At 66.9% G+C, this 26,540-nt stretch carries 25 protein-coding genes and 1 pseudogene; 14 read left to right on the top strand and 12 right to left on the bottom strand.

What is annotated here, in order from left to right; all coding sequences use genetic code 11:
• The 3 genes from A5727_RS17555 to fadD17 form a co-directional block, all read left to right on the top strand.
• A partial coding sequence (locus A5727_RS17555) for an acyl-CoA dehydrogenase family protein (RefSeq protein WP_286150162.1) occupies window positions 1-343 on the top strand: 343 nt, incomplete at its 5' end.
• A 17-nt stretch (window positions 344-360) separates the two neighbouring features.
• Window positions 361-1,470 (top strand): acyl-CoA dehydrogenase family protein, encoded by a 1,110-nt coding sequence (locus tag A5727_RS17550; RefSeq protein WP_068252170.1) that lies wholly within the window; start codon window positions 361-363, stop codon window positions 1,468-1,470.
• Between the two features lie 3 nt (window positions 1,471-1,473).
• Window positions 1,474-2,997, top strand: coding sequence for a long-chain-fatty-acid--CoA ligase FadD17 (gene fadD17 / locus A5727_RS17545; RefSeq protein ID WP_068252167.1), 1,524 nt, complete (start codon window positions 1,474-1,476; stop codon window positions 2,995-2,997).
• A 61-nt stretch (window positions 2,998-3,058) separates the two neighbouring features.
• On the opposite strand, the gene A5727_RS17540 is transcribed toward fadD17, so the two are convergent.
• The 3 genes from A5727_RS17540 to A5727_RS17530 form a co-directional block, all read right to left on the bottom strand.
• The gene (locus A5727_RS17540) at window positions 3,059-4,615 is read right to left on the bottom strand and encodes an acetolactate synthase large subunit (protein ID WP_068252275.1); all 1,557 of its coding nucleotides are present in this window, start codon (window positions 4,613-4,615) and stop codon (window positions 3,059-3,061) included.
• A gap of 103 nt (window positions 4,616-4,718) precedes the next feature.
• On the bottom strand, window positions 4,719-5,840 hold the full coding sequence (locus tag A5727_RS17535) for an NAD(P)H-dependent flavin oxidoreductase (protein ID WP_068252164.1): 1,122 nt from the start codon (window positions 5,838-5,840) through the stop codon (window positions 4,719-4,721).
• Window positions 5,840-7,492, bottom strand: coding sequence for an acyl-CoA synthetase (locus A5727_RS17530; protein ID WP_068252161.1), 1,653 nt, complete (start codon window positions 7,490-7,492; stop codon window positions 5,840-5,842). The genes A5727_RS17535 and A5727_RS17530 overlap by 1 nt, the downstream gene beginning before the upstream one ends.
• 70 nt (window positions 7,493-7,562) lie before the next feature.
• On the opposite strand from A5727_RS17530, the gene A5727_RS17525 reads away from it, so the two are divergent.
• Entirely contained in the window at window positions 7,563-8,369 is an 807-nt protein-coding gene (locus A5727_RS17525; RefSeq protein ID WP_068252158.1) for a crotonase/enoyl-CoA hydratase family protein, read from the top strand.
• 197 nt (window positions 8,370-8,566) lie between these two features.
• Here A5727_RS17525 and A5727_RS17520 read toward each other — a convergent pair whose 3' ends face one another.
• The 4 genes from A5727_RS17520 to A5727_RS17505 form a co-directional block, all read right to left on the bottom strand.
• Window positions 8,567-9,439, bottom strand: a complete 873-nt coding sequence (locus A5727_RS17520) for a type IV toxin-antitoxin system AbiEi family antitoxin (protein WP_068252154.1) — start codon at window positions 9,437-9,439, stop codon at window positions 8,567-8,569.
• Between the two features lie 133 nt (window positions 9,440-9,572).
• A complete protein-coding gene (locus A5727_RS17515) occupies window positions 9,573-10,766 on the bottom strand; it encodes a cytochrome P450 (RefSeq protein WP_068252151.1) in 1,194 nt (397 codons plus the stop codon).
• Window positions 10,763-11,506 carry an acetoacetate decarboxylase family protein gene (locus A5727_RS17510; RefSeq protein WP_068252149.1) on the bottom strand — a complete coding sequence of 248 codons (744 nt, stop codon included), beginning with the start codon at window positions 11,504-11,506 and terminating at the stop codon, window positions 10,763-10,765. Before A5727_RS17510 ends, A5727_RS17515 begins: the two co-directional genes overlap by 4 nt.
• A gap of 54 nt (window positions 11,507-11,560) precedes the next feature.
• A complete protein-coding gene (locus A5727_RS17505) occupies window positions 11,561-12,592 on the bottom strand; it encodes an LLM class F420-dependent oxidoreductase (protein WP_068252146.1) in 1,032 nt (343 codons plus the stop codon).
• Window positions 12,593-12,658: 66 nt separating this feature from the next.
• Between A5727_RS17505 and A5727_RS17500 the strand changes: the two genes are divergently transcribed.
• The 9 genes from A5727_RS17500 to A5727_RS17460 all read left to right on the top strand — a co-directional run bounded on the left by A5727_RS17500 (window position 12,659) and on the right by A5727_RS17460 (window position 20,497).
• Window positions 12,659-13,657: a Zn-ribbon domain-containing OB-fold protein gene (locus A5727_RS17500; RefSeq protein WP_068252143.1), complete on the top strand. Its 999-nt coding sequence runs from the start codon at window positions 12,659-12,661 to the stop codon at window positions 13,655-13,657.
• A gap of 8 nt (window positions 13,658-13,665) precedes the next feature.
• Window positions 13,666-14,745: a thiolase family protein gene (locus A5727_RS17495; protein WP_068252140.1), complete on the top strand. Its 1,080-nt coding sequence runs from the start codon at window positions 13,666-13,668 to the stop codon at window positions 14,743-14,745.
• A complete protein-coding gene (locus tag A5727_RS17490; RefSeq protein WP_068252137.1) occupies window positions 14,745-15,926 on the top strand; it encodes a thiolase family protein in 1,182 nt (393 codons plus the stop codon). Before A5727_RS17495 ends, A5727_RS17490 begins: the two co-directional genes overlap by 1 nt.
• Window positions 15,927-15,931: 5 nt before the next feature.
• Complete coding sequence (locus A5727_RS17485; protein ID WP_068252134.1) at window positions 15,932-16,810, top strand: TIGR03619 family F420-dependent LLM class oxidoreductase; 879 nt, start codon at window positions 15,932-15,934, stop codon at window positions 16,808-16,810.
• Window positions 16,807-17,211: a nuclear transport factor 2 family protein gene (locus tag A5727_RS17480; RefSeq protein WP_068252131.1), complete on the top strand. Its 405-nt coding sequence runs from the start codon at window positions 16,807-16,809 to the stop codon at window positions 17,209-17,211. The genes A5727_RS17485 and A5727_RS17480 overlap by 4 nt, the downstream gene beginning before the upstream one ends.
• Window positions 17,212-17,479: 268 nt before the next feature.
• Window positions 17,480-18,061, top strand: a complete 582-nt coding sequence (locus A5727_RS17475; protein ID WP_068252273.1) for a hypothetical protein — start codon at window positions 17,480-17,482, stop codon at window positions 18,059-18,061.
• 111 nt (window positions 18,062-18,172) lie between these two features.
• Window positions 18,173-19,327: a 3-ketosteroid-9-alpha-monooxygenase, oxygenase component gene (locus A5727_RS17470; protein WP_068252128.1), complete on the top strand. Its 1,155-nt coding sequence runs from the start codon at window positions 18,173-18,175 to the stop codon at window positions 19,325-19,327.
• Entirely contained in the window at window positions 19,327-19,800 is a 474-nt protein-coding gene (locus A5727_RS27555) for a hypothetical protein (protein ID WP_068252125.1), read from the top strand. Before A5727_RS17470 ends, A5727_RS27555 begins: the two co-directional genes overlap by 1 nt.
• Window positions 19,801-19,840: 40 nt before the next feature.
• On the top strand, window positions 19,841-20,497 hold the full coding sequence (locus A5727_RS17460) for an MBL fold metallo-hydrolase (protein ID WP_068252270.1): 657 nt from the start codon (window positions 19,841-19,843) through the stop codon (window positions 20,495-20,497).
• A 6-nt stretch (window positions 20,498-20,503) separates the two neighbouring features.
• Here the strand turns inward: A5727_RS17460 and A5727_RS17455 are convergent, their stop codons facing one another.
• The 3 genes from A5727_RS17455 to A5727_RS17445 are packed head-to-tail and all read right to left on the bottom strand — an operon-like array spanning window position 20,504 to window position 23,570.
• A complete protein-coding gene (locus tag A5727_RS17455) occupies window positions 20,504-21,652 on the bottom strand; it encodes a sulfotransferase family protein (protein WP_068252122.1) in 1,149 nt (382 codons plus the stop codon).
• Window positions 21,649-22,440 (bottom strand): SDR family oxidoreductase, encoded by a 792-nt coding sequence (locus tag A5727_RS17450; RefSeq protein WP_068252120.1) that lies wholly within the window; start codon window positions 22,438-22,440, stop codon window positions 21,649-21,651. Before A5727_RS17450 ends, A5727_RS17455 begins: the two co-directional genes overlap by 4 nt.
• Window positions 22,441-22,442: 2 nt before the next feature.
• Complete coding sequence (locus tag A5727_RS17445; protein WP_068252117.1) at window positions 22,443-23,570, bottom strand: hypothetical protein; 1,128 nt, start codon at window positions 23,568-23,570, stop codon at window positions 22,443-22,445.
• Between the two features lie 86 nt (window positions 23,571-23,656).
• Here A5727_RS17445 and A5727_RS17440 point away from each other — a divergent pair, with 86 nt between their 5' ends.
• Complete coding sequence (locus A5727_RS17440) at window positions 23,657-24,571, top strand: IclR family transcriptional regulator (protein WP_068252113.1); 915 nt, start codon at window positions 23,657-23,659, stop codon at window positions 24,569-24,571.
• 6 nt (window positions 24,572-24,577) lie between these two features.
• Here the strand turns inward: A5727_RS17440 and A5727_RS17435 are convergent, their stop codons facing one another.
• Entirely contained in the window at window positions 24,578-25,393 is an 816-nt protein-coding gene (locus A5727_RS17435) for a GAP family protein (RefSeq protein ID WP_068252110.1), read from the bottom strand.
• A gap of 142 nt (window positions 25,394-25,535) precedes the next feature.
• A pseudogene (locus tag A5727_RS17430) lies at window positions 25,536-26,252 on the bottom strand (class I SAM-dependent methyltransferase); the annotation flags it as partial.
• Window positions 26,253-26,540 lie beyond the last annotated feature (288 nt).

Raw genomic sequence — 26,540 nt, 5'->3', positions numbered from 1 at the left:
GCGGGTGCAGCTGAACCTGGCCCGCGTGCACGCCAAGGCCGAAGTGCTCAAGCTGATCAACTGGGAACTCGCGTCGTCTGAGCACGCCGCTCCCTCCCCCCCCCCCGCGGCGCCCGCCAAGGTGTTCGGCACCGAACTCGCCACCGAGGCCTACCGCCTGCTCATGGAGGTGCTGGGCACCGCCGCCACCCTGCGTCCCAATTCACCCGGGGCACTGCTGCGCGGCCGCATCGAGCGCATGCACCGGTCGTGCCTGATCCTCACCTTCGGCGGTGGCACCAACGAGATCCAACGAGACATCATCGGCATGGTCGCACTCGGCCTGCCGCGTGTGAACCGCTGAGGGAGACGGGAACTTTCATGGATTTTTCGACCACTGAAGCGTCCGGCGACCTGGGCGGACTGGTCCGCACCATCACCGAGTCGGTGTGCACACCCGAGCGCCAGCGTGAACTCGACGGACTCCCAGAGCGTTTCGACGAGACACTGTGGGCCAAGCTGATCGAGGCGGACGTGCTGACGGCCGCAGCGCCGGAACTGCTCGGCGGAGGCGGTTACGGCGTGCTGGAGCAGACCGCGGTACTCGAGGCACTGGGCCGCCAGCTCGGCGCCGTCCCCTACCTCGAGTCCGTGGTGGTCGCCGCCGGTGCGCTCGCCGAATTCGGTTCGCAGACACTGCACGACGACTGGGCCAAACCCGCCGTCGCCGGATCCCTGGTGCTGACTCCCGCCCTCGTCGGAGTGATGGGCGAAGGGCCCGTGCGGGCCGTCGAGGACGGCCCCGGGTACCGCCTGACCGGCAGCCGCACCCAGGTCGCGTTCGCGCCCATCGCCGACGCCTTCCTGGTGCCGGCCGAAACAGGTTCGGGGACAGCGGTCTTCGTGGTCGGTAAGGACGATGCCGGTGTGACGGTGTCCACCTTGGACACCACGGGACACGGCAGCGTCGGCCATGTGGAGTTGCAGGACGTGGCCGTCGGGCCCGACCGCCTGGTGGGGTCCGTCGAACAGGGCGGAGCGGTGCTGACGTGGCTGACCACCCGGCACCTGCTCGGGTTGTCGGCCCGCCAACTCGGAGTGTTGGACCGCGCACTGGAACTCACCTCGGCCTACGCCCGGGAGCGCGAACAGTTCGACCGGCCCATCGGCAGTTTCCAGGCCGTGTCCGCACGCCTCGCCGACGGTTACATCGACATCAAGGGCCTTCGGCTGACCCTCACCCAGGCCGCCTGGCGACTCTCGGAGGACCTGCCCGCCGACGTCGACGTGCGGACCGCCGCGTTCTGGGCCGCCGAGGCCGGGCATCGGGTCGCCCACACCGCGGTGCACGTGCACGGCGGTGTCGGAATCGACATGGACCACCCGATCCACCGATACTTCCTGGCGGCCAAGCAGACCGAGTTCGCGCTCGGCAGCGCGACCGGTCAGCTGCTGGCCATCGGCCGCGACCTGGCCGACACTCCCGTCTGACCTGTGTCTGAGCCGACCGTCTCACGCCTGTTGGCCGCACTGGTCGAGGTCGACGATCGTGGTGTGTACTCCGGGGACGACCCGCAGGCCGGCCCCTCGTTCGTGAGCTGGCGCAACCACATTCGGGACGGCGCTGCACTGGCGGCGACGCTGCGGGACCGACTCGACCCCGCGGCACCCCCGCATGTCGGAGTGCTGCTGGGCAATACGCCCTTCTTCAGCACGGTGCTCGTCGCTGCGGCGTTGTCAGGGATCGTGCCGGTGGGACTGAACCCGACTCGCCGCGGCGCCGCACTGCAGCGTGACATCGACAAAGCCGACTGCCAACTGGTGCTCGCCGACAGCAGCGCGGCCGAGGCGCGCGTGGGGATCGACACGGTGGACGTGGAATCCGAGGCGTTCGCCGCCGAGCTCGCTTCCCACCGAGACACCGACGTCACGTTCCGCACGGCCGAACCCGACGACCTGTTCATGCTGATATTCACGTCCGGCACGAGCGGTGACCCGAAGGCCGTGCGGTGCACTCACGAGAAGGTGGCGTTCCCCGGAATCATGCTTGCGGAGCGCTTCGGTCTGGGGCCCGCCGACACCTGCTACCTGGCGATGCCACTGTTCCACTCCAACGCGATCATGGCCGGCTGGGGGCCGGCCGTGGCGGCAGGTGCGTCAATCGCGCTGCGGCGCAAGTTCTCCGCGTCGCAGTTCTTCCCGGACGTCCGCCGCTTCGGCGCGACGTACGCCAACTATGTCGGCAAGCCGCTGTCCTACATCCTGGCGACCCCGCCCCAACCCGACGATGCCGACAACCCTCTGCGGGTGGCGTATGGCAACGAGGGAGCACCACGCGATCTGCCCCGTTTCGCCGAACGGTTCGGTGTCCAGGTGGTGGACGGATTCGGTTCCAGCGAAGGCGGTGTCGCGATCGCGCGCACACCCGACACCCCGGAGGGTGCGCTGGGTCCGCTGACCAACGGTGTCGACATCATCGACGTCGACACAGGGAAGTCCTGCCCACCAGGTGTGGTCGGTGAACTGGTGAACACCACCGGACGCGGCCAGTTTCGCGGCTATTACAACGACCCCGAGGCCGAGGCCGAACGCATGGCCGGCGGCGTCTACCACAGCGGGGACCTCGCCTACCGGGACGAGAACGGATTCGCGCACTTCGCAGGACGATTGGGCGATTGGATGCGCGTCGACGGCGAGAACCTCGGCACCGCACCCATCGAACGCATCCTGCTGCGCCACCCCGACGTGTTCGAGGCGGCGGTCTACCCGATCCCGGACCCCGCCGTGGGTGATCAGGTGATGGCGGCCGTCGTGCTGTCCGACGGGGCGCCCTTCGACATCGACGAGTTCCAGAAGTTCCTCGCGGCCCAGGCCGACCTCGGCCCCAAACAGTGGCCGTCGTTCGTCAGGGTCAGCACGACACTGCCCCGCACCGAGACCTTCAAGGTGCTCAAACGACAGTTGTCCGCCGAGGCCACCTCATGTCCCGACCCGGTCTACCCGCTCCGCCGCCCATAACAACGTTTGGGCGCAAAAGTTCGAGTAGTCGCCGCCATTTCGTCGAACTCGGCGCTGGGTCTCACCCAACGATCGACGGGATGACGGCCTCGATCAGGTGCGGCCCGGACTCGGCGAACGCCGCGGTGAGTGCGGCGGTCAGGTCCTCGGCCGTGGTGACGCGCCGGGCCGGGACTCCCATGCCCTCGGCGATCCGCACGAAATCAATTGTCGGGCGGCCCAAGTCGAGCAGGTCCAGCGCGCGTGGGCCCGGGGTGTCCGCGTTCTCGGCACCGACCCGCTGCAGTTCGATGCGCAGGATGTCGTAGGCACCGTTGTTGAGGATCACCGTCGTCACGTTGAGGTTCTCCCGGGCCTGCGTCCACAGCGCCGACACCGTGTACATCGCCGAGCCGTCGGCCTGCAGCGACAGCACCGGCCGGTCGGGGACGGCGATCGCGGCGCCGACGGCCGCGGGCATTCCGTAGCCGATGGCACCGCCGGTCAGCGTCAGCACATCGTGTGCGGGCGCCCCGGCCGTACTGGCGGCCAGCATGACACCCGCAGTGTTGGATTCGTCGACGATGACCGCCCGGTCGGGCAGCACCGCGCCCACGGCGGCGGCCACGGACACCGCGGTCAACGGCCCCGTCGGCAGATCCGGCCGCGTCGCCGGTGCGAGCGCAGGAGCGGAGTCTGGGGCCAGTTCGTCGGCGAGAGCTTCGAGCGCCGCCGCGGAGCCTCGATGGCCCGCCAAGGTCAGCGGGGCGCAGCCGTCGGGCACCAGATCGCTGCGCTTGCCCGGATAGGCGAAGAACGACACGGGTGATTTCGCTCCGGCCAGAATCAGATGCTGCGCGCCCGCCAGTTGGGCTTCGGCGGCCTCGGCGAAATAGGCGAGCCGGTCGACGGCCGGGACGCCCGCGCCCCGCTCCAGGCGGGCCGGGAACGTCTCACACAGCACGCGGGCGCCGGTGCGCTCGGCGATGCGCACCGCGGCCGACAGACCCGCTGCGCGCGTCGCGTCGCCGCCCACGAGCAGGACCGTGGGATCCCCGGACCGAAGGACCTTCGCGGCGGCACGTACGGCCTCGGTGTCGACCTGCGGTGGCGACTCGGGCGGAAGCGGTTCGGCTGCGTGCCCGCCCTCGGACCACGACACGTCGGCGGGCATGATCAGCGTGGAGATCTCACCGTGGCGACTGGCTCGGATGGCGGCCGCCACGTCGACGCCGACGTCGGCGAGGCGTTGGGTTCGACGGACCCAACCCGAGACCGTTCCCGCGACTGCGTCGATGTCGGACTCCAGCGGCGCGTCGTACTGCTTGTGGTAGGTCGCGTGATCCCCGACGACCACGACCATCGGGGTGTGTGCACGCCGCGCGTTGTGGAGATTGGCCAGGCCGTTGCCCAGTCCGGGGCCCAGATGCAGCAGCACCGCTGCGGGCTTGTCGGCCATCCGTGCGTAACCGTCGGCCGCGCCGGTGGCCACGCCCTCGAAGAGTCCGAGCACACCGCGCATCGCGGGCACACGGTCCAGCGCGGCGACGAAGTGCATCTCCGAGGTGCCGGGATTGGCGAAACAGACGTCGACGTCGTGGTTGAGCAGCGTGGCGAGGAGGGCTTGGGCACCGTTCACGGTGCCCATCCTGCCCCTCCCCCTGTCGCCGAGACTGCCGGTAATGCGAAAGTCAGCCAGTGATCTCGCAGTCACCGCAGTCTCGGCGCCTCCAGAGGCGACGTCAGCTCTCGCGGATGCCGTCGAGCCGCTTGGTCGCGTCGTCGAACCCGCTGACGAGTTCGGCGATGATGTCGGCGACGGGCCGGATCTCGTTCATCCGGCCGACGATCTGTCCGACCGGCATGGCCACCGCAGTCGGATCCTTCGACTCGCTCATCCGCTGATGGGCCTCGCTGACCAGGATGTTCTGCAGCGGCATGGGCAGCGGTTCGGGTGCACCCTCGGCGTCCCACGCGTCGGTCCAGCGGCTCTTGAGCAGTCGCGCGGGCTTGCCGGTGTAGATGCGGCGGCGCACGGTGTCGGCCGAGGTGGCGTTGAGCATGGCCTCCTGCACGACCGAACGCCCGGAGTCCAGTCGCACCCCCAGGTCGTACTCGGCAGACGTCAGGAACGCCGAGCCCATCCAGACGCCCTGCGCACCCAGCGCGAGCGCCGCGGCGACCTGACGGCCCGTGCCGATACCGCCCGCAGCCAGCACGGGGGCCCGGCCGTCGAGCGCGTCGACGATCTCGGGCCACAGCACCATCGAACCGATCTCGCCGGTGTGTCCGCCGGCCTCATGTCCCTGTGCGACGACGATGTCGACACCGTTCTCCACATGGCGCAGCGCATGTTTGGCGCTGCCCGCGAGTGCCGCCACCGGAACACCGGCCTGATGCGCCTGGTCGATGACGTCCTTGGGCGGCGAACCCAGCGCGTTGGCGATGAGCTTGATCGGATGCTTGAGCGCGACGTCGACGTGGCTGCGCGCCACCGAGTGCAGCCATCCCAGGACGCCCTCGTTGCGGTCCTCGTCCTCCGGCAGGGGTGGCACGCCGAGGTCGGCCAGCGTCTTTGCGACGAAGTCGCGATGGCTCTGGGGGATCAGCTTGTTGATGTCGACGGCCGTGCCCTCTGTGGGCACCTTGGCCGGCATGACGATGTCGACGCCGTACGGCTTACCGTCGGTGTTGGCGTCCATCCACTGCAGGACCTCTTCGAGGTCGTCGGCGTCATTGAACCGGACACAGCCGAGCACACCGAGTCCGCCGGCCCTGCTGACCGCGGCCGCGACCTTCTCCGACGGTGTGAAGACGAAGATCGGGTATTCGATCCCAAACCGTTCGCAGAGTTCAGTTTTCATCAGGCTTTGGCTCCCACGTGGTTCGCGTGCACTTCGTCTGCGGGCCGTTCCTCGGTGGTGTCCTTGGCCCAGCGGTAGTCGGGCTTGCCCGCGGGTGACCGCTTGACCTCGTCGACCAGCCACAGGCTGCGCGGCACCTTGTATCCGGCGATCTGGGTGCGGACGAAGGCGTCCAGGTCGGCCAGCGCGGGACGCCTGCCCTCGCGCGGTTGCACGACCGCGGCGACGTGCTGGCCGAACCGTTCGTCCGGCACGCCGACGACGAGCGCGTCGAAGACGTCGGGGTGACCCTTGAGGGCGGCCTCGACCTCTTCGGGATAGATCTTCTCGCCGCCGCTGTTGATCGACACCGAACCGCGGCCCAGCATCGTGACGGTGCCGTCGGCCTCGACCTCGGCGTAGTCGCCCGGGATCGCGTAGCGCACCCCGTTGATGGTCTGGAACGTCTCGGCGGTCTTCTTCTCGTCCTTGTAGTAGCCGACCGGGATGTGTCCGCGCTTGGCGATGATGCCGCGCACTCCGGACCCGGGCTTGACCTCGTTGCCGTCCTCGTCGAGCACCACGGTGTTCTTGTCGATGGTGACGCGGGGACCGCCGGTGTGCGACTCGCCCTTGGCCACGATGCTGGTGCCGCCGAAGCCGGTCTCCGACGAACCGATCGAGTCGGTGATGACCCGGTTGGGCAGCAGTTCGAGGAACTTCTCCTTGAGGCTCGTGGAGAACAGCGCGGCCGTGCTGGCGAGCAGGAACAACGACGAAAGGTCGTACTCGTTGCCCGCGTCCTGATGCGCCAGAAGCGCGTCCAGAAGCGGACGGGCCATGGCATCACCGGTGAAGAACAGCAGGTTGACCTTGTGCTCGTGGATCAATCGCCACACCTGGTCGGCATCGAACTCCGGCGCGAGCAGCACGGTCCCGCCGGAGAACAGCGCCATCCAGGTCGCCGACTGCGTGGCGCCGTGGATCATCGGCGGGATCGGCAGACGCACCATCGGCGCGTTCTCCTTGGCCTGCTTGGCCAGGCCGTACTCATCGGCGATGGGCTCGCCCGTGGCGAAGTCGGTGCCGCCGAAGAGCACGCGGTAGATGTCCTCGTGCCGCCACATCACGCCCTTGGGGAAACCCGTGGTGCCGCCGGTGTAGAGCAGGTAGATGTCGTCCTCGCTGCGCGGGCCGAAGTCGCGCTCGGGTGAACTCTGCGCCAGCGCGGCCTCGAACTCGACACCGCCGTAGGAGGTGAAGTCGTCGTCGGACCCGTCCTCGACCACCAGGACGGTCTTGATGTTCGGGGTCTCGGGCAGCACGTTGGCGACCCGGTCGGAGTAGCGCCGCTCGTGCACCAGGGCCACCATGTCGGAGTTGTCGAACAGGTACTTCAGTTCGCCTTCGACGTAGCGGAAGTTGACATTGACCAGGATCGCGCCGGCCTTGACGATGCCGAGCATCGCAACGACGATCTCGTTGCGGTTGCGGCAGTACAGGCCGACCTTGTCGTCCTTCTTGACGCCCTGGTCGATGAGGTAGTGCGCCAGTCGGTTGGCTTTCTCCTCAAGTTCGGCATAGGTCAGTTTTTCGTCGCCGCATATGAGTGCGACACGGTCCGGCACGGCATCGATGGCATGCTCGGCGAGATCCGCGATATTCAAGGCCATGGCCCTAAACTAGAACGTGTTACATTTCCAGACAAGTCTGTGGCATCGACGCTGGAAGGCGGATCATTTCGTGAGCGACGCACAAACCTCGGAAAAGGGTCCCGACGCCCTCGTTGAGCAGCGCGGACACACCCTCATCGTGACGATGAACCGCCCCGAGAAGCGCAACGCATTGTCCGCCGAGATGATGGCGATCATGGTGGAGGCCTGGGACCGGGTCGACTCCGATCCCGAGATCCGCAGCTGCATCCTGACCGGCGCCGGCGGGGCGTTCTGTGCGGGCATGGACCTGAAGAAGGCGGACAGCCAGTCGCCCGGCGACTCGTTCAAGTCCGGTTACGACCCGTCGAAGATCCCGGCGCTGCTGAAGGGTCGCAGGCTGAAGAAGCCGCTGATCGCGGCCGTCGAGGGCGCCGCCATCGCCGGTGGCACCGAGATCCTGCAGGGCACCGACATCCGCGTGGCGGGCGAGAGCGCGAAGTTCGGCGTCTCCGAGGCCAAGTGGAGCCTGTACCCGATGGGCGGCTCCGCCGTCCGGCTGGTCCGCCAGATCCCCTACACCGTCGCGTGCGACATTCTGCTCACCGGTCGCCACATCAGCGCGGCCGAGGCCAAGGAGTTCGGCCTGATCGGGCACGTGGTACCCGACGGGCAGGCGCTGACGAAGGCGCTCGAGATCGCCGAGGTGATCAACGGCAACGGTCCGCTCGCGGTGCAGGCGATCCTGAAGACCATTCGCGAGACCGAGGGCATGCACGAAGAGGAGGCCTTCGGGCCCGACACCGCCAACGGCATCCCGGTGTTCCTGTCCGAGGATTCCAAGGAGGGTCCGAAGGCGTTCCTGGAGAAGCGCAAGCCGGTCTGGAAGCTGAAGTAGGGGCTTTCCTGGGCCGTTCTGTGCAGGATCGGCGACTTCGGCCACCCCACGGCCACCCGACCCCGCGGCCCGACCCCGTAGCCACCCGACCCCGTTTTGCGCGGAATTGCAGGCTTTTCGACGAAAAAGCCTGCAATTCCGCACATTTCATGGCGCAGAGCTCGTGGTTGCATCGGTGGCGTCATCAATCCTGACGCTCACCAGGTCTTGGGACATCCACGCGAGATCAACGCCGCGCCCACACGGTCGTAGAGCCATTCCACGCGGTTGTGCAGGATCCCTGCGCTGACCCGGATGTCGATCCAGCCCAGCTCCGGCAGGTACCCATACCTTTCGACGTCCCAGTTGCGCCGCCGAGAATCGGTCCAGTGGTGCGCACCGTCGAAGTCGACGCCCACCCCATACTCGCGCCAGCCCATGTCCAGGACCGCGAAGATCTCGCCGTACTCATCGAGCACCACGATCTGCGTCTCCGGCACGGGAAAACCACGCTGCACCAGCAGGTACCGAGTCAGCGATTCGTAGGGTGACTCGGCGCCGCCGTCCACCAGCGGCAGCGTCCTCCGCAGTTCACCCAGACCCCACACCCGAGGGTGCGCGGCGATCATCGGTTCGACGTCTTCGGCCTTGATCTGCGTGGCGTTCATGAGGGCATCGATCCGTTGGACCGCGGCGACCCCCTTGAGGCGGCGGCCGAGGTCGAACACGGTGCGCTGCGGCGTGGTGAGTGGCATGCCGGCCGCCCGGGTGACGTCGCCCGGCAGCAGCGTGTCCGCGTGGACCATCAATCCTGCGGGCGTGCGGCGGTTGGTGTGCACCAGTTCGGCGGATTCGGATGCGTCGATCCACTTGGCGCCGTGCACCGCCGACGCCGACAGGCCCACCAGCACGCCCTGTCGACGCGACCACTGCCACGCCGCCTCGGCTCGCAGACGCGCGGTCAGTTCGACATCGCGGCCCACCCACACGCCCGGGTACACCAGCACGTGGCGGCGGTGCAGGCCGTCACGCGTGACGCGTCCCGCCGTCAGGGCCTCGGAGGCGCGGAAGGGACGGGTTAGCTGCTGCACGCCTGCAGCGTGTCAGCTCCGGCGAAATCGGGCCGACCGCCATCCACAGTCGGCCAAAATGTGCGGAATGGCAGTCCTTTTCGCCGAAAAGCCTGCAATTCCACACAATTTGACACGGGAGGCGACGGGACAGCTAAGACAGAACCCCCGGCGTGAACACCACCGGCATCTCCTCCAGCCCGCTGACGAAGTTCGCGGGCCTCAGCGGCAGGCGATCTTCATCGGCGAGCCGCAGGTCCGGCATCCTGCGCAGCACGTGCTCGAGCATGATCCGCAGTTCCAGCCGGGCCAGCTGATTGCCCAGGCAGAAATGCGTGCCGAAACCGAAGGCCAAGTGGCTGTTGGGATTCCGGTCGATGCGGAACTCGTCGGGATCCCCGAACACCGACTCGTCGAAGTTGGCCGACTCGAACATCAGCATGATCTTCTCGCCGGCCTTCAATGACGTGCCGTGGAACTCGGTGTCGGCGGTCAGGGTGCGGCACATGTTCTTCACCGGGGAGGTCCAGCGCAGCATCTCCTCGATCGCACCGGGAAGCAGGGACGGATCGGCCACCAGGCGGTCCCACTGGTCACGGTGCCGCAGCAGCTGTTCGGTGCCGCCGGACAGGGTGTGCCGCGTGGTCTCGTCGCCGCCGATCAGCAGCAGCAGCGTCTCCATCACGATCTCGTCGTCGGACATCCGCGAGCCCTCGACCTCGGAGTGCACCAGCACCGAGAACAGGTCGTCGGTGGGCTCGGCGCGCCGTTTGGCGATGACGTCCATGGTGAACGCGGTGTAGGCGGCGAAGGTCTCCATGAGCTTCTGCGCCGCCGATTCGTCCAGGTGCGAGCTCAACCCACACACCAGCTCATCGGACCAGGTCAGCAGCATTTCGCGTTCCTCGGGCCGAACCCCGAGCATGTCGCCGATCACGGCCATGGGAAGCGGTGCGGCGATGCTGCGGACGAAGTCGCATTCGCCCTGTTCGATCACCCCGTCGATCAGGGTGTCGCACAACTGCTCGATCGACGGCAGCCGGTCCATGACGCGCTTCCGGGTGAATCCGGCGTTGACCAGCTTGCGCCGCAGCACGTGCGCGGGGTCATCCATGTCGATCATGTACGGCATGCCCGGCTGATCCGGCCGGATTCCGCCGGTGCTGGAGAACAGTTCGGGGTTGCGCTCGGCGTCGAGGACGGCCTGATAGCTGGCGGCCGCCGCCAGTCCGTTGCGATCCCGGAACACCGGCTGGTTGGCCCGCATCCACTTGTAGGCCTCGCGGGCCTCGCCGCTGGCGTAGAAGTTTCCGTCGGTCAGGTCGACGTCGAGAACGGTTGCGGTCATGAGTTTTTGGACTCCCTGCTGATCTCGGTGGCGTCGCCGAAGGTCATCTCGACATTGGCCGACGATTGCGTCGCGAACGCACGCTTGGGCAGACCGAGCGCACGCAGTTCGTCTGCGTAGGGATGGCTGCCGAGCCGCAGCCGGGCTCCGCCGAGGCGTACCCGCATGCCGTAATTGCGCATCTCCGAGACGATTTCGCGCGTGACACCGTCGAGATGGCTGTACTGCGTCATGGTCCGCGGCGCGGACGTCAGCCGCGACGGCAGCGGCAGTCCGGCCCCGAACTCGATCCCGGCGATCAGCTGGCCGTTCTCCGAGACGTCGAAGTCGAACCCGCGGTCCTCACGCACCGTGAAGTCGGCCATGATCTTCGGGAATCCCCAGATCGACCGGCCGGCCTCGAGCGTGAAGCCCTGGTTCACCGGCAGGTGGTGGATGAAGGCGGCCGCGGATCCGAACGCCGCGGGCCCCTTCAGGTCGGCGCCGCGCGGATTGACCATCACGGCGGTGCCGAATTCGTGGTACTTCCCGAGATCTCCGTCGTGATAGCGCACCAGCATCAGCATCACGACCGCCTTGCCGGGCAGAAACGGGTACGCCTCCAACCCGCTGTAGTCGATCATCTTCTGCGCCGCCGCCAAGGGCACGGTGAACATCGCCACGCGGTTGTCGGCTCTGTGGATCCGCACCGGCATCGTCAGCACGGTGCCCTGGATCGTGTGTTGCGATGTGTCCGGCATCACGCCAATCTAGAACGGGTTCTAGACACTGCGCAACAAGTGTCCAGTCTGTCGTTACAACAGCGCGACGAGGTCTCGAATCTGCTCCGTTGAGCGGGCCCCGACCACCATCATGGTCACCCCGGCAGCCTCCCATGCGGCGATCTGCTTACGGACGTAGTCCACATCGCCGACGATCGCGGCGTCGTCGACGAGTTCGTCCGGGATGATCTTGGCCGCCTCGTCCTTGCGGCCGGTGCGGAACAGCTTGGTGACGTCATCGACCACCTCGGAGTAGCCCATGCGGCGATAGACGTCGGCGTGGAAGTTGGTGTCCTCAGCCCCCATACCGCCCATGTACAGCGCAAGATGCGGCTTGATCATCTCCAACACGGCCGGCCGGTCATCGGTGACCACGACCTGGGCCGTCGCGCAGATCTCGAAGTCCTCACGGGAACGACGGGCGCCGGGGCGGGCGAAGCCCTCGTCGAGCCACTCGTTGTACATCGGCGCCAGCCGCGGCGAGTAGAAGATCGGCAGCCACCCGTCGCAGATCTCGGCGGCCAGTGCCACGTTCTTGGGTCCCTCGGCGCCCAGCATGATCGGGATGTCGGCGCGCAGCGGATGCGTGATCGGCTTGAGGGGCTTGCCCAGGCCGGTGGTGCCCTCCCCCGACAGCGGCAGCGGATAGTGCGGGCCCGCGCTCGTCACGGGCGCTTCCCGGGCCCACACCTGGCGGATGATGTCGATGTACTCACGCGTGCGAGCCAGGGGCTTCGGGAACTTCTGGCCGTACCAGCCCTCCACGACCTGCGGGCCCGACACCCCCAGCCCCAGGATGTGCCGCCCGCCCGAGAGGTGATCCAGCGTCAACGCGGCCATCGCACAGGCGGTGGGCGTGCGCGCCGACAACTGCACGACGGAGGTGCCGAGGCGCAGCCTGCTGGTCTCGCGACCCCACCACGCCAACGGCGTGTAGGCGTCCGAACCCCAGGCTTCGGCCGTGAACACGGTGTCGAACCCGGCGTCCTCCGCCGCCGCCACCAGTTCGGCGTGATTGGAGGGCGGCTGCGCGCCCCAGTAACCCAACTGCAGGCCCAGCTTCATGAGATTGCCTTTCGTGTTGCGACCCGTCCTTGCGAACGAAGGTTAGAACCTGTTCTACTCGATGTTGTGACCGCCAGCCAGAGCAGCCCGGCGCAGATCGCGGACCATGAGCCTCCGCTGTCCGCACCGTTGAAACTGTCCTTCGACTACACCCGTTCAGTCGGGCCGATCCTCAGCCAGTTCTTCACCGCACTTCGTGAGCGCCGTGTCGTGGGCACCCGGGGATCCGACGGCCGGGTGCACGTTCCCCCTGCCGAGTACGACCCCGTCACCTACGAACAGCTGACCGAGATCGTACCGGTGGCCAGCGTCGGCACGGTCGTGTCGTGGACGTGGCAGCCCGAGCCTCTCGAGGGCCAACCGCTGGACCGCCCGTTCGCGTGGGCTCTGATCAAGCTCGACGGCGCCGACACCGCGCTGTTGCACGCCGTGGATGTTGGCGACGCGGGTCCTTCCGGCATCAGCACCGGGACGCGTGTCCACGCGCACTGGGTGGACGAACCGGTCGGCGCGATCACCGACATCGCGTACTTCGCCCTCGGCGATCAGGCCGAGGACGTCCCGGAGACCAGCGATGACCGCGATCCGGTGACCATGCTCGTCGTGCCGAGCTCGATCGAGATCCAGCACACCGCCTCGCGCCCGGAGAGCACATTCCTGCGCGCCCTCGAACAGGGCAAGCTGATGGGTGCGCGCACGGGCGACGACGGCAAGGTGTACTTCCCGCCCAAGGAGGCCGACCCGGCGACGGGCCGCGAACTGGACCAGTTCGTCGAACTGCCCGACAAGGGCACCGTGACCACCTTCGCGATCATCAACATCCCGTTCGCCGGACAGCGCATCAAGCCCCCGTACGTGGCGGCCTACGTGCTGCTCGACGGTGCAGACATCCCGTTCCTGCATCTGGTCACCGAGATCGACGCGGCCGAGGTTCGGATGGGTATGCGCGTGGAGGCGGTGTGGAAGCCGCAGGAGGAATGGGGCCTGGGCATCGACAACATCGACCACTTCCGGCCCACCGGCGAACCCGACGCCGACTACGACACCTACAAGCATCACCTCTGAGGGACACTGTGACGCAAGACTTTCCAGACGTAGCCGTCGTGGGTTTCGCCCACGCCCCGCACGTTCGCCGCACCGACGGCACCACCAACGGTGTCGAGATGCTCATGCCGTGCTTCGCCTCGATCTATGAGGAGCTCGGCCTCAAGCAGACCGACATCGGATTCTGGTGCTCGGGATCCTCGGATTACCTTGCCGGCCGGGCGTTCTCATTCATCTCGGCGATCGACTCGATCGGCGCGGTGCCTCCGATCAACGAGTCCCACGTCGAGATGGACGCCGCGTGGGCGCTGTACGAGGCCTACATCAAGCTGCTGACCGGCGAGATCGACACCGCACTCGTGTACGGGTTCGGCAAGTCCAGCGCCGGCACGCTTCGCCGCGTGCTCGCCCTGCAGACCGATCCGTATTCGGTCGCACCGCTGTGGCCTGACTCGGTCTCGATCGCGGGCCTGCAGGCCCGGTTCGGTCTCGACGCGGGCAAGTGGACGGCCGAGCAGATGGCGCAGGTCGCGCTCGACTCCTTCGCGATCACCGATCGCACGGACTCGGAGAAGTCCGCCGACACCGTGGAGGAGCTGCTGTCCCGGCCGTACTTCGCCGATCCGCTGCGCCGCCACGACATCGCCCCGATCACCGACGGTGCCGCCGCGATCGTGCTGGCCTCGGGCGACCGTGCCCGCGAACTGCGGGAGAACCCCGCCTGGATCACCGGGATCGAGCACCGGATCGAGACACCCGTGCTGGGTGCGCGCGATCTGACGACGTCGCCGTCGACCGCGGCATCGGCGGCCGCGGCCACCGGCGGTGACCCGGGTTCGATCGATGTCGCCGAAATCCACGCACCATTCACGCACCAGCACCTGATCCTCACCGAGGCCATCGGGTTGTCCGGGTCGACGAAGGTGAACCCGTCGGGCGGGCCACTGGCCGCCAACCCGATGTTCTCCGCGGGCCTCGAACGAATCGGCTTCGCCGCACAGCACATCTTCAACGGCTCGGCCCAGCGTGTGCTGGCGCATGCGACCAGCGGTCCGGCGCTCCAGCAGAACCTCGTCGCCGTGCTCGAGGGAAGGGACGGTAAGAACTGATGGCGGGTCGCAGAGCTGCGGTGCTGGGCACCGGGCAGACCAAGTACGTCGCCAAGCGCACCGACGTGTCGATGGCGGGCCTGGTGCGCGAGGCCATCGACCGTGCGCTGGTGGACTCAGGTCAGACGATGGCCGACATCGACGCCGTGGTGGTCGGCAAGGCGCCGGATTTCTTCGAGGGCGTCATGATGCCCGAGCTGTTCCTCGCCGACGCGGTGGGCGCGACGGGCAAGCCGCTGATCCGGGTGCACACCGCAGGATCCGTCGGTGGGTCGACGGCCGTCGTGGCGGCCAGCCTCGTGCAGTCCGGCAAGTACCGACGCGTGCTGTCGATGGCCTGGGAGAAGCAGTCCGAGTCCAATGCCATGTGGGCGCTGAGCATTCCGGTGCCGTTCACCAAGCCGGTCGGCGCGGGTGCGGGCGGTTATTTCGCCCCGCATGTGCGGGCCTACATCCGGCGGTCCGGCGCCCCCAACCACATCGGCGCCATGGTGGCCGTGAAGGACCGCCTCAACGGCGCGAAGAATCCGCTGGCGCACCTGCATCAACCCGACATCACGCTGGAGAAGGTGATGTCCTCGCAGATGCTGTGGGACCCAATCCGTTTCGATGAGACCTGCCCTTCGTCCGACGGCGCCTGCGCCCTGGTGATCGGCGATGAGGACACGGCCGACGCCCGGGTCGCCGAGGGCCACCCCGTCGCGTGGATCCACGCCACGGCACTGCGGACCGAACCGCTGGCCTACGCCGGACGCGATCAGGTGAATCCCCAGGCCGGACGGGACGCCGCCAAGGCACTGTGGGCCACGGCCGGCATCAGCAGCCCCATCGACGAGATCGACGTCGCCGAGGTCTATGTGCCGTTCTCGTGGTTCGAGCCGATGTGGCTCGAGAACCTCGGCTTCGCGCCGGAGGGAGAGGGCTGGAAGCTGACCGAAGCCGGCGAGACGGCGATCGGCGGACGCATCCCGTTCAACCCGTCCGGTGGCGTTCTGTCGTCCAACCCGATCGGCGCATCGGGCATGATCCGGTTCGCCGAGTCGGCCATCCAGGTGATGGGCAAAGCCGGGGAACACCAGGTGGCCGGGGCCCGCAAGGCCCTCGGACACGCCTATGGCGGTGGGTCGCAGTACTTCTCGATGTGGGTGGTCGGCAGCGACAAGCCTGCCGACAGGGCGTGACGCGGATGAAGTACACCTGCAGTGTGGCGATGGGCCCGATCGACCAGCTGATCGACATCGCCCGCACCGCAGAGGAGGTCGGATTCGACGCCATCGCGCTGCCCGACTCGCTGTTCTACATGGAGAAGCAGTCGGCGGATTACCCGTACACGCCCGACGGCTCACGAATGTGGAACGCCGACACCCCCTGGGTGGATCCATTGATCGCCGCGGGTGCGATGGGGGCCGTGACGTCGACGCTGCGGTTCTACACCAACGTCTTGAAGCTGGGTTCACGCAATCCACTTCTGTTGGCCCGTCAGGTCGGCTCGGTCGCCAACCTCACCAACAACCGGTTCGGCTTCGGCGTTGGGATCGGCTGGGCTCCTGAGGAGTTCGAGTGGTGCGGCGTGCCCTACGCCAAACGTGGCGCCCGTGTCGACGAGATGATCGAGATCATCAAGCTGGTGCTCGCCGGCGGCATGGTCGAGTTCCACGGGAGCTTCTTCGACTTCGACCGACTGCAGATGAGCCCGGCTCCGAGCCAGCCGGTGCCGTTCTACGTCGGCGGGCACACCGATGTGGCGCTGCGGCGCGCCGCCCGGGTCGGCGACGGGTGGACCAGCGCCATGATGACCTGCGCCCAACTCGCCGAGACCATCGGCAAACTGGAGGCGCTGCGCGCCGAGTTCGGCCGCGCGGACCAACCGTTCGAGTATCAGGCCGTGTGCATCGACAAGTTCGGTGTCGACGGGCATCGCGAACTCGCCGAGGCCGGCGTCACCGACAACATCGTCATCCCGTGGATCTTCGACGGGCTCGGTTTCGACGCCCCCGTGGAGAAGAAGAAGGACTCGCTCAAGCGGTTCGCCGACACCTACATCCATTCGGGCTGGCAGGCGTGACCGGATCCCCGGTGCACCTGGCCGGCGAACGCTCGCGGGCAGCGGCCGCCGCGCACGACAAGGAAGCGTGGTTGGCGCTGTTCGACGACGACGCGATCGTCGAGGACCCGATCGGCCCCTCACACTTCGACCCCGAAGGCAGGGGCCACCGCGGTGTGGACGCGATCTCACGCTTCTACGACATGGCCATCGCACCGAGCGCTCTGACGTTCCATTTCGACAGGACCTACCAGTGCGGCGACGAGGAGGCCAACGTCGGGCACATCGTGATCGAGACCGCCGGCTACCGCGTCGTCGCCGAGGGAGTGTTCACCTACCGGGTCAACGAAGCGGGGAAGATCACCGCACTGCGCGCGTACTGGGAAGTCGACCGCGCGACCGCGTCCGCGCAGAAGATCTGACATTCTGAAGGCCGCCGCTTCAGGAGAGTTTCATCACCCGGATCCGGCCGTCGCGCGGCGCATGAGCTGGGGTTTCTGCCGGACGCTGACGGCCGGTGGCCATCGCATTGGCTGAACGCGGCGACCACACCCGGGTACGGTGGGGTGGATCCCCGCTCTTCACGCCCGTTCAGTGCGCCCTGCCACCGCAAAGACCTCCCCTGTGCCGAAACTTTCCATGCCCTTGATCAATCACCGCCGTCGACTCGTCGCCTGCGCGGCTGTCACCGTGACTCTGTCCCTTGTCGGATGCAGCACGACCTCAGACCTCAATGAGTCGTCGAGGTGGACCAGCGTCGCTCCGTCGCCCACGTCCCCGGTGACGACGACACCCACCAAGAAGGACGCCGCGCCGGTCGACTACAGCTCGCTTCTGTTGACCGCAGAGGATCTGTCCGATGAGGACGACAACTTCGCGCTGCGGTCGTCGACACCGAACCCCAACGGCCTGCCGGGGGCCAGCGCACTGTTCGTCAACGACGACGACACCCGGGCCATCTCCGCGACGTTCGCCATCTACCCCGACCCCGCGACCGCGACCGCGACACTGCGACAGGCGCTGACCAAGGTCGACTCGGTGGTGGTCGGTACGCCCCAGCCGTCCCGGGTGGGAACCGACGGCACCCTGATCCGGGGCAATGCCCCCGACGGCGCCAAGGCCGTCACGCTGCTGTTCTTCACACAGGGCCCGGCGCTGGTACGCCTCGAGTTCCAGAGCGCCGTCGGCGACGCCACGACAGACCGCTATGTGACCGCGGTCGGCAAGATGCAGCGGATCGCGCTTCGGGTGGGACTGCCCGCTGGAAGCTAGGCAGATGGGACTTTGGTCACCGTTTTTCCAGCTAGACCCGGGTTGCATTGCGCATAAACCGGGTAAAACTGTAACGTGTTCTAGTTAGAAGGCATTGACTGGAGGCGCGACGTGACCACTGAAACAGCCCGCGGCGGCATTCGCGAGATCGACACCGGCGCACTGCCGGACCGGTACGCCCGGGGCTGGCACTGCCTCGGCCCGGTGAAGGACTACCTGGACGGCCAGCCACACTCGATCACCGCGTTCGGCACCAAGCTCGTGGTGTTCGCCGACTCGTCGGGTGAGCTGAAGATTCTCGACGCGTACTGCCGCCACATGGGTGGAGACCTCTCCCAGGGCACCATCAAGGGCGACGAGGTCGCCTGCCCGTTCCACGATTGGCGCTGGGGCGGCGACGGCAAGTGCAAGCTGGTTCCGTACGCCAAGCGCACCCCTCGCCTGGCCCGCACCCGGGCGTGGCACACCGACGTGCGCGGCGGCCTGCTGTTCGTCTGGCATGACCACGAGGGCAATCCGCCGCAGCCCGAGGTCCGCATCCCGGACATTCCGGAATGGGCCAGCGGCGAGTGGACCGACTGGAAGTGGAACACCCTGTTGATCGAGGGCAGCAACTGCCGCGAGATCATCGACAACGTCACCGACATGGCGCACTTCTTCTACATCCACTTCGGCCTGCCGACGTACTTCAAGAACGTCTTCGAGGGCCACATCGCCAGCCAGTATCTGCACAACGTCGGCCGGCCCGACATCAACGACATGGGCACGGCATACGGCGAGGCCAAGCTGGACTCCGAGGCCTCGTATTTCGGCCCGTCGTTCATGATCAACTGGCTGCACAACACCTACGGCGACTTCAAGGCCGAGTCGATCCTGATCAACTGCCACTATCCGGTGAGCCAGGACAGCTTCGTCCTGCAGTGGGGCGTCATCGTCGAGAAGCCGCAGGGTCTCGACGACGCCACCACCGAGAAACTCGCCGACGCGTTCACCGACGGGGTGAGCAAGGGCTTCCTGCAGGACGTGGAGATCTGGAAGCACAAGACCCGCATCGACAACCCTCTGCTGGTCGAGGAGGACGGTGCCGTCTACCAGATGCGCCGGTGGTACCAGCAGTTCTACGTCGACGTCGCCGACATCACGCCGGATATGACGGACCGCTTCGAGATGGAGGTCGACACCACCGCGGCCGTCGAGAAGTGGAACGTCGAGGTCCAGGAGAACCTGAAGGCCCGCGAATCCGAGAAGGCGGAGCAGACCAACTGATGTCAGCACGCAACGAGCGGGGCCAGATGCCAGATGTCGACACTCTGGCCCGCTCGATGCTGCTGCTGCACGGTGGTCACGACGATGACGAGCACGACCACCCCACACCGTCGCCCAGCACCGGAAGCTGGCGTAAGGCACCGGATTACGCAAACGACCCGGATCGGGCCGCCGCCATCCGGGCCGCCTCGCAGGCAGACCGTGAGCGATACCTGACCGCCGGTCTGGCCCCGGTGGACTGCCGCTTCTGTCATGCCACCGTGGCGGTCAAGAAGCTGGGCCCCGAGCACACCGCAGTGCAGTGGAGCACCGAGGCAACGGAGCGGTGCGCGGTGTTCGCCGAGGCACGGGCCAACGGCCAGAACAGTTCTCGGCTGCGGGCCTGCCCGCGACTGTCCGACAGCATCAGGCACGCCATCGCCGAGGGGTGCCTTGAGGCTGTGTCGAGTGCGCCGTCACCCGGAGACGGCTGACCCCTTTCGGGCCGTGACAGAGCACCAACGCGTCGGGCCACTGGAGATCCTGCACTTCCGCACAGGTTGGGTCGCCACCAACTGCTATGTCCTGTTCCGCAGCGGCCACCGTGAGGCGCTCGTCGTCGACCCCGGCGACGGAGCCCTGCCCCGACTGCGTCAACTGTTCCGCGAGCACCGCCTGGCGCCGCGCGCCGTCCTCATCACGCATGGGCACTTCGACCATGTGTGGGCCGCGCAGCGCGTCAGCGATCAGTACGGCATCCCCTGCCACATCCACACCGCCGATCGCGCGATGCTGCGGAATCCCCTGCGCGGCGTCGGTCCTGCACTGACGCAGCGCCTGGTCAGTGTGATGTGTCGTGAACCCGAGCAGGTTGTCGAGATCGCGGACGGGGATCGGCTCTCGGTGGGCGGCATCCCCATCGAGGTGGACCACACGCCCGGGCACACCCCGGGGTCGGTGACGTTCCGGATCACCGACGAAAGGCACCCCGATGTGGTGTTCACCGGGGACACCCTCTTCAAGGGGACCGTGGGCCGCACCGATCTCGGTGGAGGCAGCGGCAACCAGCTGCTGGGGTCGCTGATCTCCAAACTGCTGGTGCTCGACGACCGCAGTCTGATCCTTCCCGGGCACGGCGACCCCACGACCATCGGCGTGGAACGCCGCACCAACCCGTTTCTGCAGCCCTGAGGGACGTCACAGCCCCGCGAAGCGCTCCTTGACCTGCTCGGCGGTCAGACCGTAATCGTCGAGTGTGTAGGTGTGCTTGGGGGCGCGCGGGCCCTGCTGGCTTTCGGTGTGCATATCCCGCATGGCCTTCCGGGCGGCGTCGGTCAGGTCAAGGCCGAAGTGGCGGTAGATTCCCTCGACGCAGGCCACGGGGTCGCCGACGAAGTCGAAATAGTCGACATCGCAGAACTGGGCCGGGTTGTGCTTGGTGCGCTCGGCGTTGAACTTCTCCAGCCCGCGTGACCAGGTCTCCATCGAGTCCGCCCCGATCTGAGCGCCGACGAACTTGGTGGACCACCCCGCGGTTGTGTGCGCCGCCAGTGAGCACATCGAGGCCATGATGGTTTCGGCAGGCCGATGGCATTGGACGACCAATGCGTCGGGATAGGTGGCCATCAGTGCGTCGAGGGCGAACAGGTGGCTGGGATTCTTGAGCACCCAGCGCTTTTCGGGCTCATTGAGGCCGATCAGCTGAAGATTGCGACGGTGCCGCTGATACGGAAGGCTCCAGTCCTGCTGCGACAGCCACCGCGAGTAGGTCGGCACGTGCGCCAACGTCTCATACGACACCGAATGCAGCGACTGCCGCAGAAGCTGCCAGCACTCCTCGACCTCGTCGGCGGTCATGTAGTGCAGGCCCGTGTAGTCCGGGTTCTCCTGATGGGCCTTCTTGAAACGGGCGTCGAGTTCGGCGAACACGGGGTTCTGCGGCCAGCTTTCGCGCGGCGGGCGAGGCTGCGGGAACTCTGCCAGCCACAGTTCGAGGCCCTGGTGGGCCGGGTCGGCCGTCAGCAGTCGGTGCAGGGCGGTGGTGCCGGTGCGCGGCAACCCTGTGACGAAGATGGGACGTTCGATGGTGATGTCGGCGTACTGCGGATACTGCTTCCACGAGGCCTCGCTCAACAGCCGCGCCACCAGTGCGTTGCGCGCGAAGAAGCGCTGCATCTTGCTGCCGAACTCCGTCAGCTCTGCATCGCGGGCGTACGACTCGAGGAGCACCCCGAGCGCCTCGCGGTAGTTGTCGTCGTCTGACCCGAAATCGTCGAGCCCACAGGCCTTGACCGCCGAGGCGTGCAGGTCCTCGACCGTGCCGACATCAGTGCGTGGGGTGCTCATGCCTTGAACTCCCCGCAGTTGACGTCCAGCGCCTGCCCGGTGATGCCGCTGGACAGATCGCTGGCCATGAACAGGATCGCCGAAGCCACCTCGTCCTCGGTGGGCAGGCGCTTGAGGTCGGATCCGGCCGCGGCGGCCTTGTAGATCTCCTCGACGGAGGTGCCGTACTTGCCGGCCTGATGCGTGAAGTAGGCCTCCAGGGTGCCACCCCAGATATAACCGGGCAGAACGGAATTGACCCGGATCCCCTGCTCACCCAGCTCAGTGGCCAGCGTCTGCGACATCGCGAGCAGCGCGGACTTCGCCATCTTGTACGCGCCGTACTTGGCCTGTGAATGCCGCACCACCATCGAGTTGACGTTCACCACCGCGCCCTTGGACTCTGCCAATGCCGGGGTGAACCCCTGCACCATCCGAAGTGCGCCGAAGACTGTCAACTCGATGGCTTCGCGCATGTGCTCGTAGGTGGTGCTGGCGAACGGCTTCATCGACGGGACCCGAAATGCGTTGTTGATCAACACATCCACCCTGCCGTATGCATCCAGGGTGGCCTTCACCAGGTTCTCGACCTGAGCGTCGTCGGTGATGTCGGTGCCCACCGAGACCGCCCGGCGGCCCAGATCGGCGACCTGTTTGGCCACGTCGTCGAGACGTTCCACGGTGCGCGCCGCGAGCACCAGGTCAGCGCCGTTCTCGGCGCAGCGCCGCGCCAGCGTCGTCCCCAGCGCGGGACCGACGCCGCTGATCACCACGACCTTCCCGTCGAGCAGACCGTACGAACCCGTCATGTTCAGCCCACCATCCTGTCGGCGATCTGCTTCTGGCGCAGGGCGATCCGCTCGCGCCAGTCCGCATCGGAGATCTTGTTGTGCTCGTGGTGCGGCAGCACCTCCGCGACCCGGTCGATGTCGACCACTTCGACAGTTGGGCCGTCGGCCTCGGTCAGCTCCCGCGACAACCGTTGCCAGCGGAACTGCAGGTACCCCTTACGGTGCCCCAGCGTTTCGCACCAGTTGGTCACGCCGGGGTTGGCGTCCGCGACCACGATGCGGATCATGCCGTCCGGATCCGGTTGCGCCTGTGTGCCGTTCAACGACGTCTGGTGGTTGATGTAGTCGAGCGAGATGTACCAGAGACTTCCCAGCTGGAATCCCATATAGGGCGCGTCGGACACCGGAACGGTGATGATCATCGCCTCGTCGGGTTTGAGGTCGAAATGCCCCACCGACGAGTACTGAGTCGCCAGACCGCCCGGCGTGAGTCGCGGCGCGACCATGGTGTTGACCGGAAGCGTGTTGTAGAACCACTGCGGGAACTGCAGCCACGTCTTGACGCGCTGCACCAGCTGCCTGCCGGCGACCGCATACCGCTTCTCGACGAGCTCACGGGACAGCGGTGCCGGCGCCGTGCCGGCGGTGTCCGTCCTGGCGATGCTGATGTGCCCTCGCTGGGCCGCCCAGTCGTTGTAGACCTCCCGCACCAACAGCTGCGAGGGGGCGTTCGGCGTGATCCGCCATTCGAAGGAGCCGTCGTCGGCGATGTCGAGCTCGCGGTCGTCGAATGCGGCCTGACTGGCCGGCACATTGTCGTCGGTGTACTCACCGCCGAGGACCTGAAAGCTCAGATCGGTGGTGGTGCCGCGCCTGCCGGTGACGACGTACTCGTGACCCGGCTGGACCCGCGTACCGAAGTAGAGGGTGTCCGGGTTGTCCAGCCCCATCTTGGTGAACGGGCCGGTGCCCGACTGGAAGAAGGGGTGGTCGCGGTCGTAGTCGAAGGCCAGGTGCACACACCCGGAGATGCAGCCGGCCAGGTATTGCAGGCCTTCGGCGAGGTCGGCGTCCGATTCGATGAACGGCGCGGTCGACACGAGGTGTTCGGCCTCAGCGATCGCATCCGTCAATGCCTTTGAGTACACACCTCGAAGCTAGAACCCGTTCCAGCACCAGTCAATATTTCGACCGAATCGTTTCATATATGAACCAACGGTGTTAATCTGGCGCCGTGTCCGCGCCCGGCGCCTCAAGCCGCACCTCACCGCCCACCGAGCGGGTGGTTCAGATTCTCGACTTCCTGGCCGACCACCCCGATCAACGATTCGGTGTGTCCGAACTCGCCCGTCGCCTCGGCCTGAGCAAGCCCACGTGCCTGGGGATCGTCACCACGTTGGGCGATGCGGGTTACGTGCTGCGCGACCCCGTCGACAAGACCTACCGCCTCGGTCCAGCCCTGATCAGACTGGGACATCGAACCCAGGAGTCGCTGCGGGTGAGCCCCGGTGCGCGCGAGGAGCTCAGCAGGCTGTCCGCGCGCTTTGGAGCAACCGCCGCGCTGTCCGGGGTGATCGACGATCGCATCACGCTGATCGAACTCGTGGCGCCACCGGGGGCCCGGTCGGGCGTCGAGGTCGGCCAGAGTTATCCGTTCGCCCCTCCGATCGGCCTCATGTTCGTGCTGTGGGACGAGCAGGCCCTACGGGACTGGCTGTCCAAGGAGCCGACGCTGCCGCTGCGCACGAAGACCGCTCGGCTGCATCGTGTGGTCGAAACCTGCCGCAGGGACGGGTATCTGGTCGAGCGCCTGACGCCGGGCGGCCGGCGCCTGTACGCGCTCATGGCCGGTGTGTCGACGGAGCTGCCAGACGAGTTGCGGGCCCTGCTGGGTGAGCTGGTGTCCGACATCGGCGAACGGGTGTACCTGCGCGACGAGGCCACACCCGAGGACACCTCTCATGACATCAGCGTCATGTCGGCGCCGGTGTTCGACCATCACCGGCGCCAGGTGATGGTCGTCTCGCTGCACATCGGTAAAGCCCTGGCCGACGACGAGATCACGGAACGCGCTGCAGCGCTCATGGCGACCGCGGGAGCGATCACCGAGCAGCTCGGGGGTGTCGCGTCCACGGCGACCGTGGCGTGACCCGGCTCAAAGATTACCCAGTCCCCGCAGCACCAGTGAGCACCCGACCAGGATCAGGATGGCCGCGAGGAACTTCTGATGGTGAACCCGCGCCCAATCGTGCAGACGGCGCAGCGCCGCTTGGGTCTTCGCTGGCGCAAGCACATTGCTGATGAGGATGATCTCCTCAATGAGCAGGACGCCGAAGATGTAGACGATGACGGTGACGATCTGAACGCCGAGGGCTTCACCCGAGGCCACGATGATGGCGAGCGCGAAGAGCAGGCCGTCGAGTGGCGGCAGGATGCCGATGCCGATGCCGAACGAGATCCACGGGGACCCGTCTTTCCACGCCTTGCGAATTCGGCGAAGAGTTCGCCGTCCCGTGGACTCGTCTGCCGTCTCCTCATCATCTGAGGGATGAAGGAGTCGCGTAATCACAGACGGGGCGGTGGATTCCAGCACCATCGTCGATCCACCGCCCACCTTCGCGTCCTTGCGTTTCGCCGCATGCTTGGCGACGCTCGGTGTACGCCGCAAGGACCGCACGGCGATCAGGGCGCCGACGACGAGCAGGAACACCCCGACGCCGATCGCGGTGCGCTGAGCGGTCGGATTCGCGGTCGGATGGGAGAAGTCGTCCAGAAACGATGCCGACGATGGGTTGGCGTACAGCACGAGCAACGGGACGATCAGGCTGAGCAGCCCCACGATCACGGCGCCGGTCCAGTACGCAAGCAGATTCTGCATCGGGCGCGGCCGGGTGATCACGAGCAGAATGATCCCGATTCGGACCGGGTTGATCGTCGTCAAAAGAGCCAGTACGGCTAAGGACCCCCACATCGCCGCAATGTTACTGCGCTAGTCGTTTACTGTTGGCGTTCTTCGGTTTTTCGCCTCCGTACAATTCGCTGAGACCGGCCATGTCGGTGTTGGCAGCACCTCGATTCGAGCCCTCGCCACCGGCTGCCCTCTGTCGGCCGCGACGCGCTGCCACCATGACGGTCAGCCCCCGCCGTCGAGGTCGGAAGTCGACGGCTATTGCGGGATCCGCATGTTCGGCGAGCGCCTCGAGCGCCGCTGGGCTGTAGGCGCGCAGACCGCTGATGATCGCGTCGTGGACCACTGGAATTCGCGCCAGTGGCAGAACCGCCGCAATCATCGCGACGTGAAACAGCGGCGGCGGCCTGTGAATGTCGATGATCAACAGCCTTTTGGCCGCTCGCGTCCCTTCGACGAGCACCCGGGCCGCCAGTTCGGGCGGCAGGTGATGCAGCGACAGCGAGAACAGTGCGAGGTCGAAATACCCTTCTGGAGCATCGATTGCGGTGGCGTCCATGGTTCTGACCGTGGCGCGCGGATGGCTGCCCAGATCACCGGCCGCGATCGCGGAGACGAACGCGGGATCGATGTCGGTGACGGTGAGCTCGGCAGTGGGATGGAGTTCGAGAAGCCGCCTCGACAACCCTCCGAGGCCGCACCCGAGTTCGAGGATCTTCGGTGCGTCCAGTTCGGAGACCTCGTCCATCACAATCCGCGCATGCTTCTCGTAGGTGCCGAATCGCGGTCGGCGGCCGCCGCGGTCGAGTGAGGCCACGACCTTGGCCTTCAGTTCGTCGACGTCGTCGCGATCCAGGTACTCCAGTCGGTCGGTCTGCAGCCGCCGAGACAGCCACGATGCCCGTGGCCCACCTCGCGGCATATCAACGATGTCCGTCGGCACGTATCCCCCCTTGCCATGGGCTGAACTGCGGTCAGGTCTCGGCTCGCCTGTGCGCCGCGGCTGCGCGGTGCGTGCACGCGTTCCCTCGAAGGCCCTCCTTCACGGTAACGCGCTGGCGGGCAGCCGATGTCGCCCTTTCGAGGAATTCCTCGAAACTGACGGCGAGTTGGCGCGGCACCGAATTCGATTCCGCATCACCGAGCGTCGGACACCACCGCTTCGGCTGCCCGCGGCGCTCGAAGCGTTGCACCCTCCCCGTACTACGCC

It is taken from the genome of Mycobacterium sp. ACS4331 (assembly GCF_001667265.1).
Taxonomy (GTDB): domain Bacteria; phylum Actinomycetota; class Actinomycetes; order Mycobacteriales; family Mycobacteriaceae; genus Mycobacterium.
The sequence above is the reverse complement of the archived record's forward strand: the minus strand, read 5'-3'. Positions and strand labels throughout refer to the sequence as shown.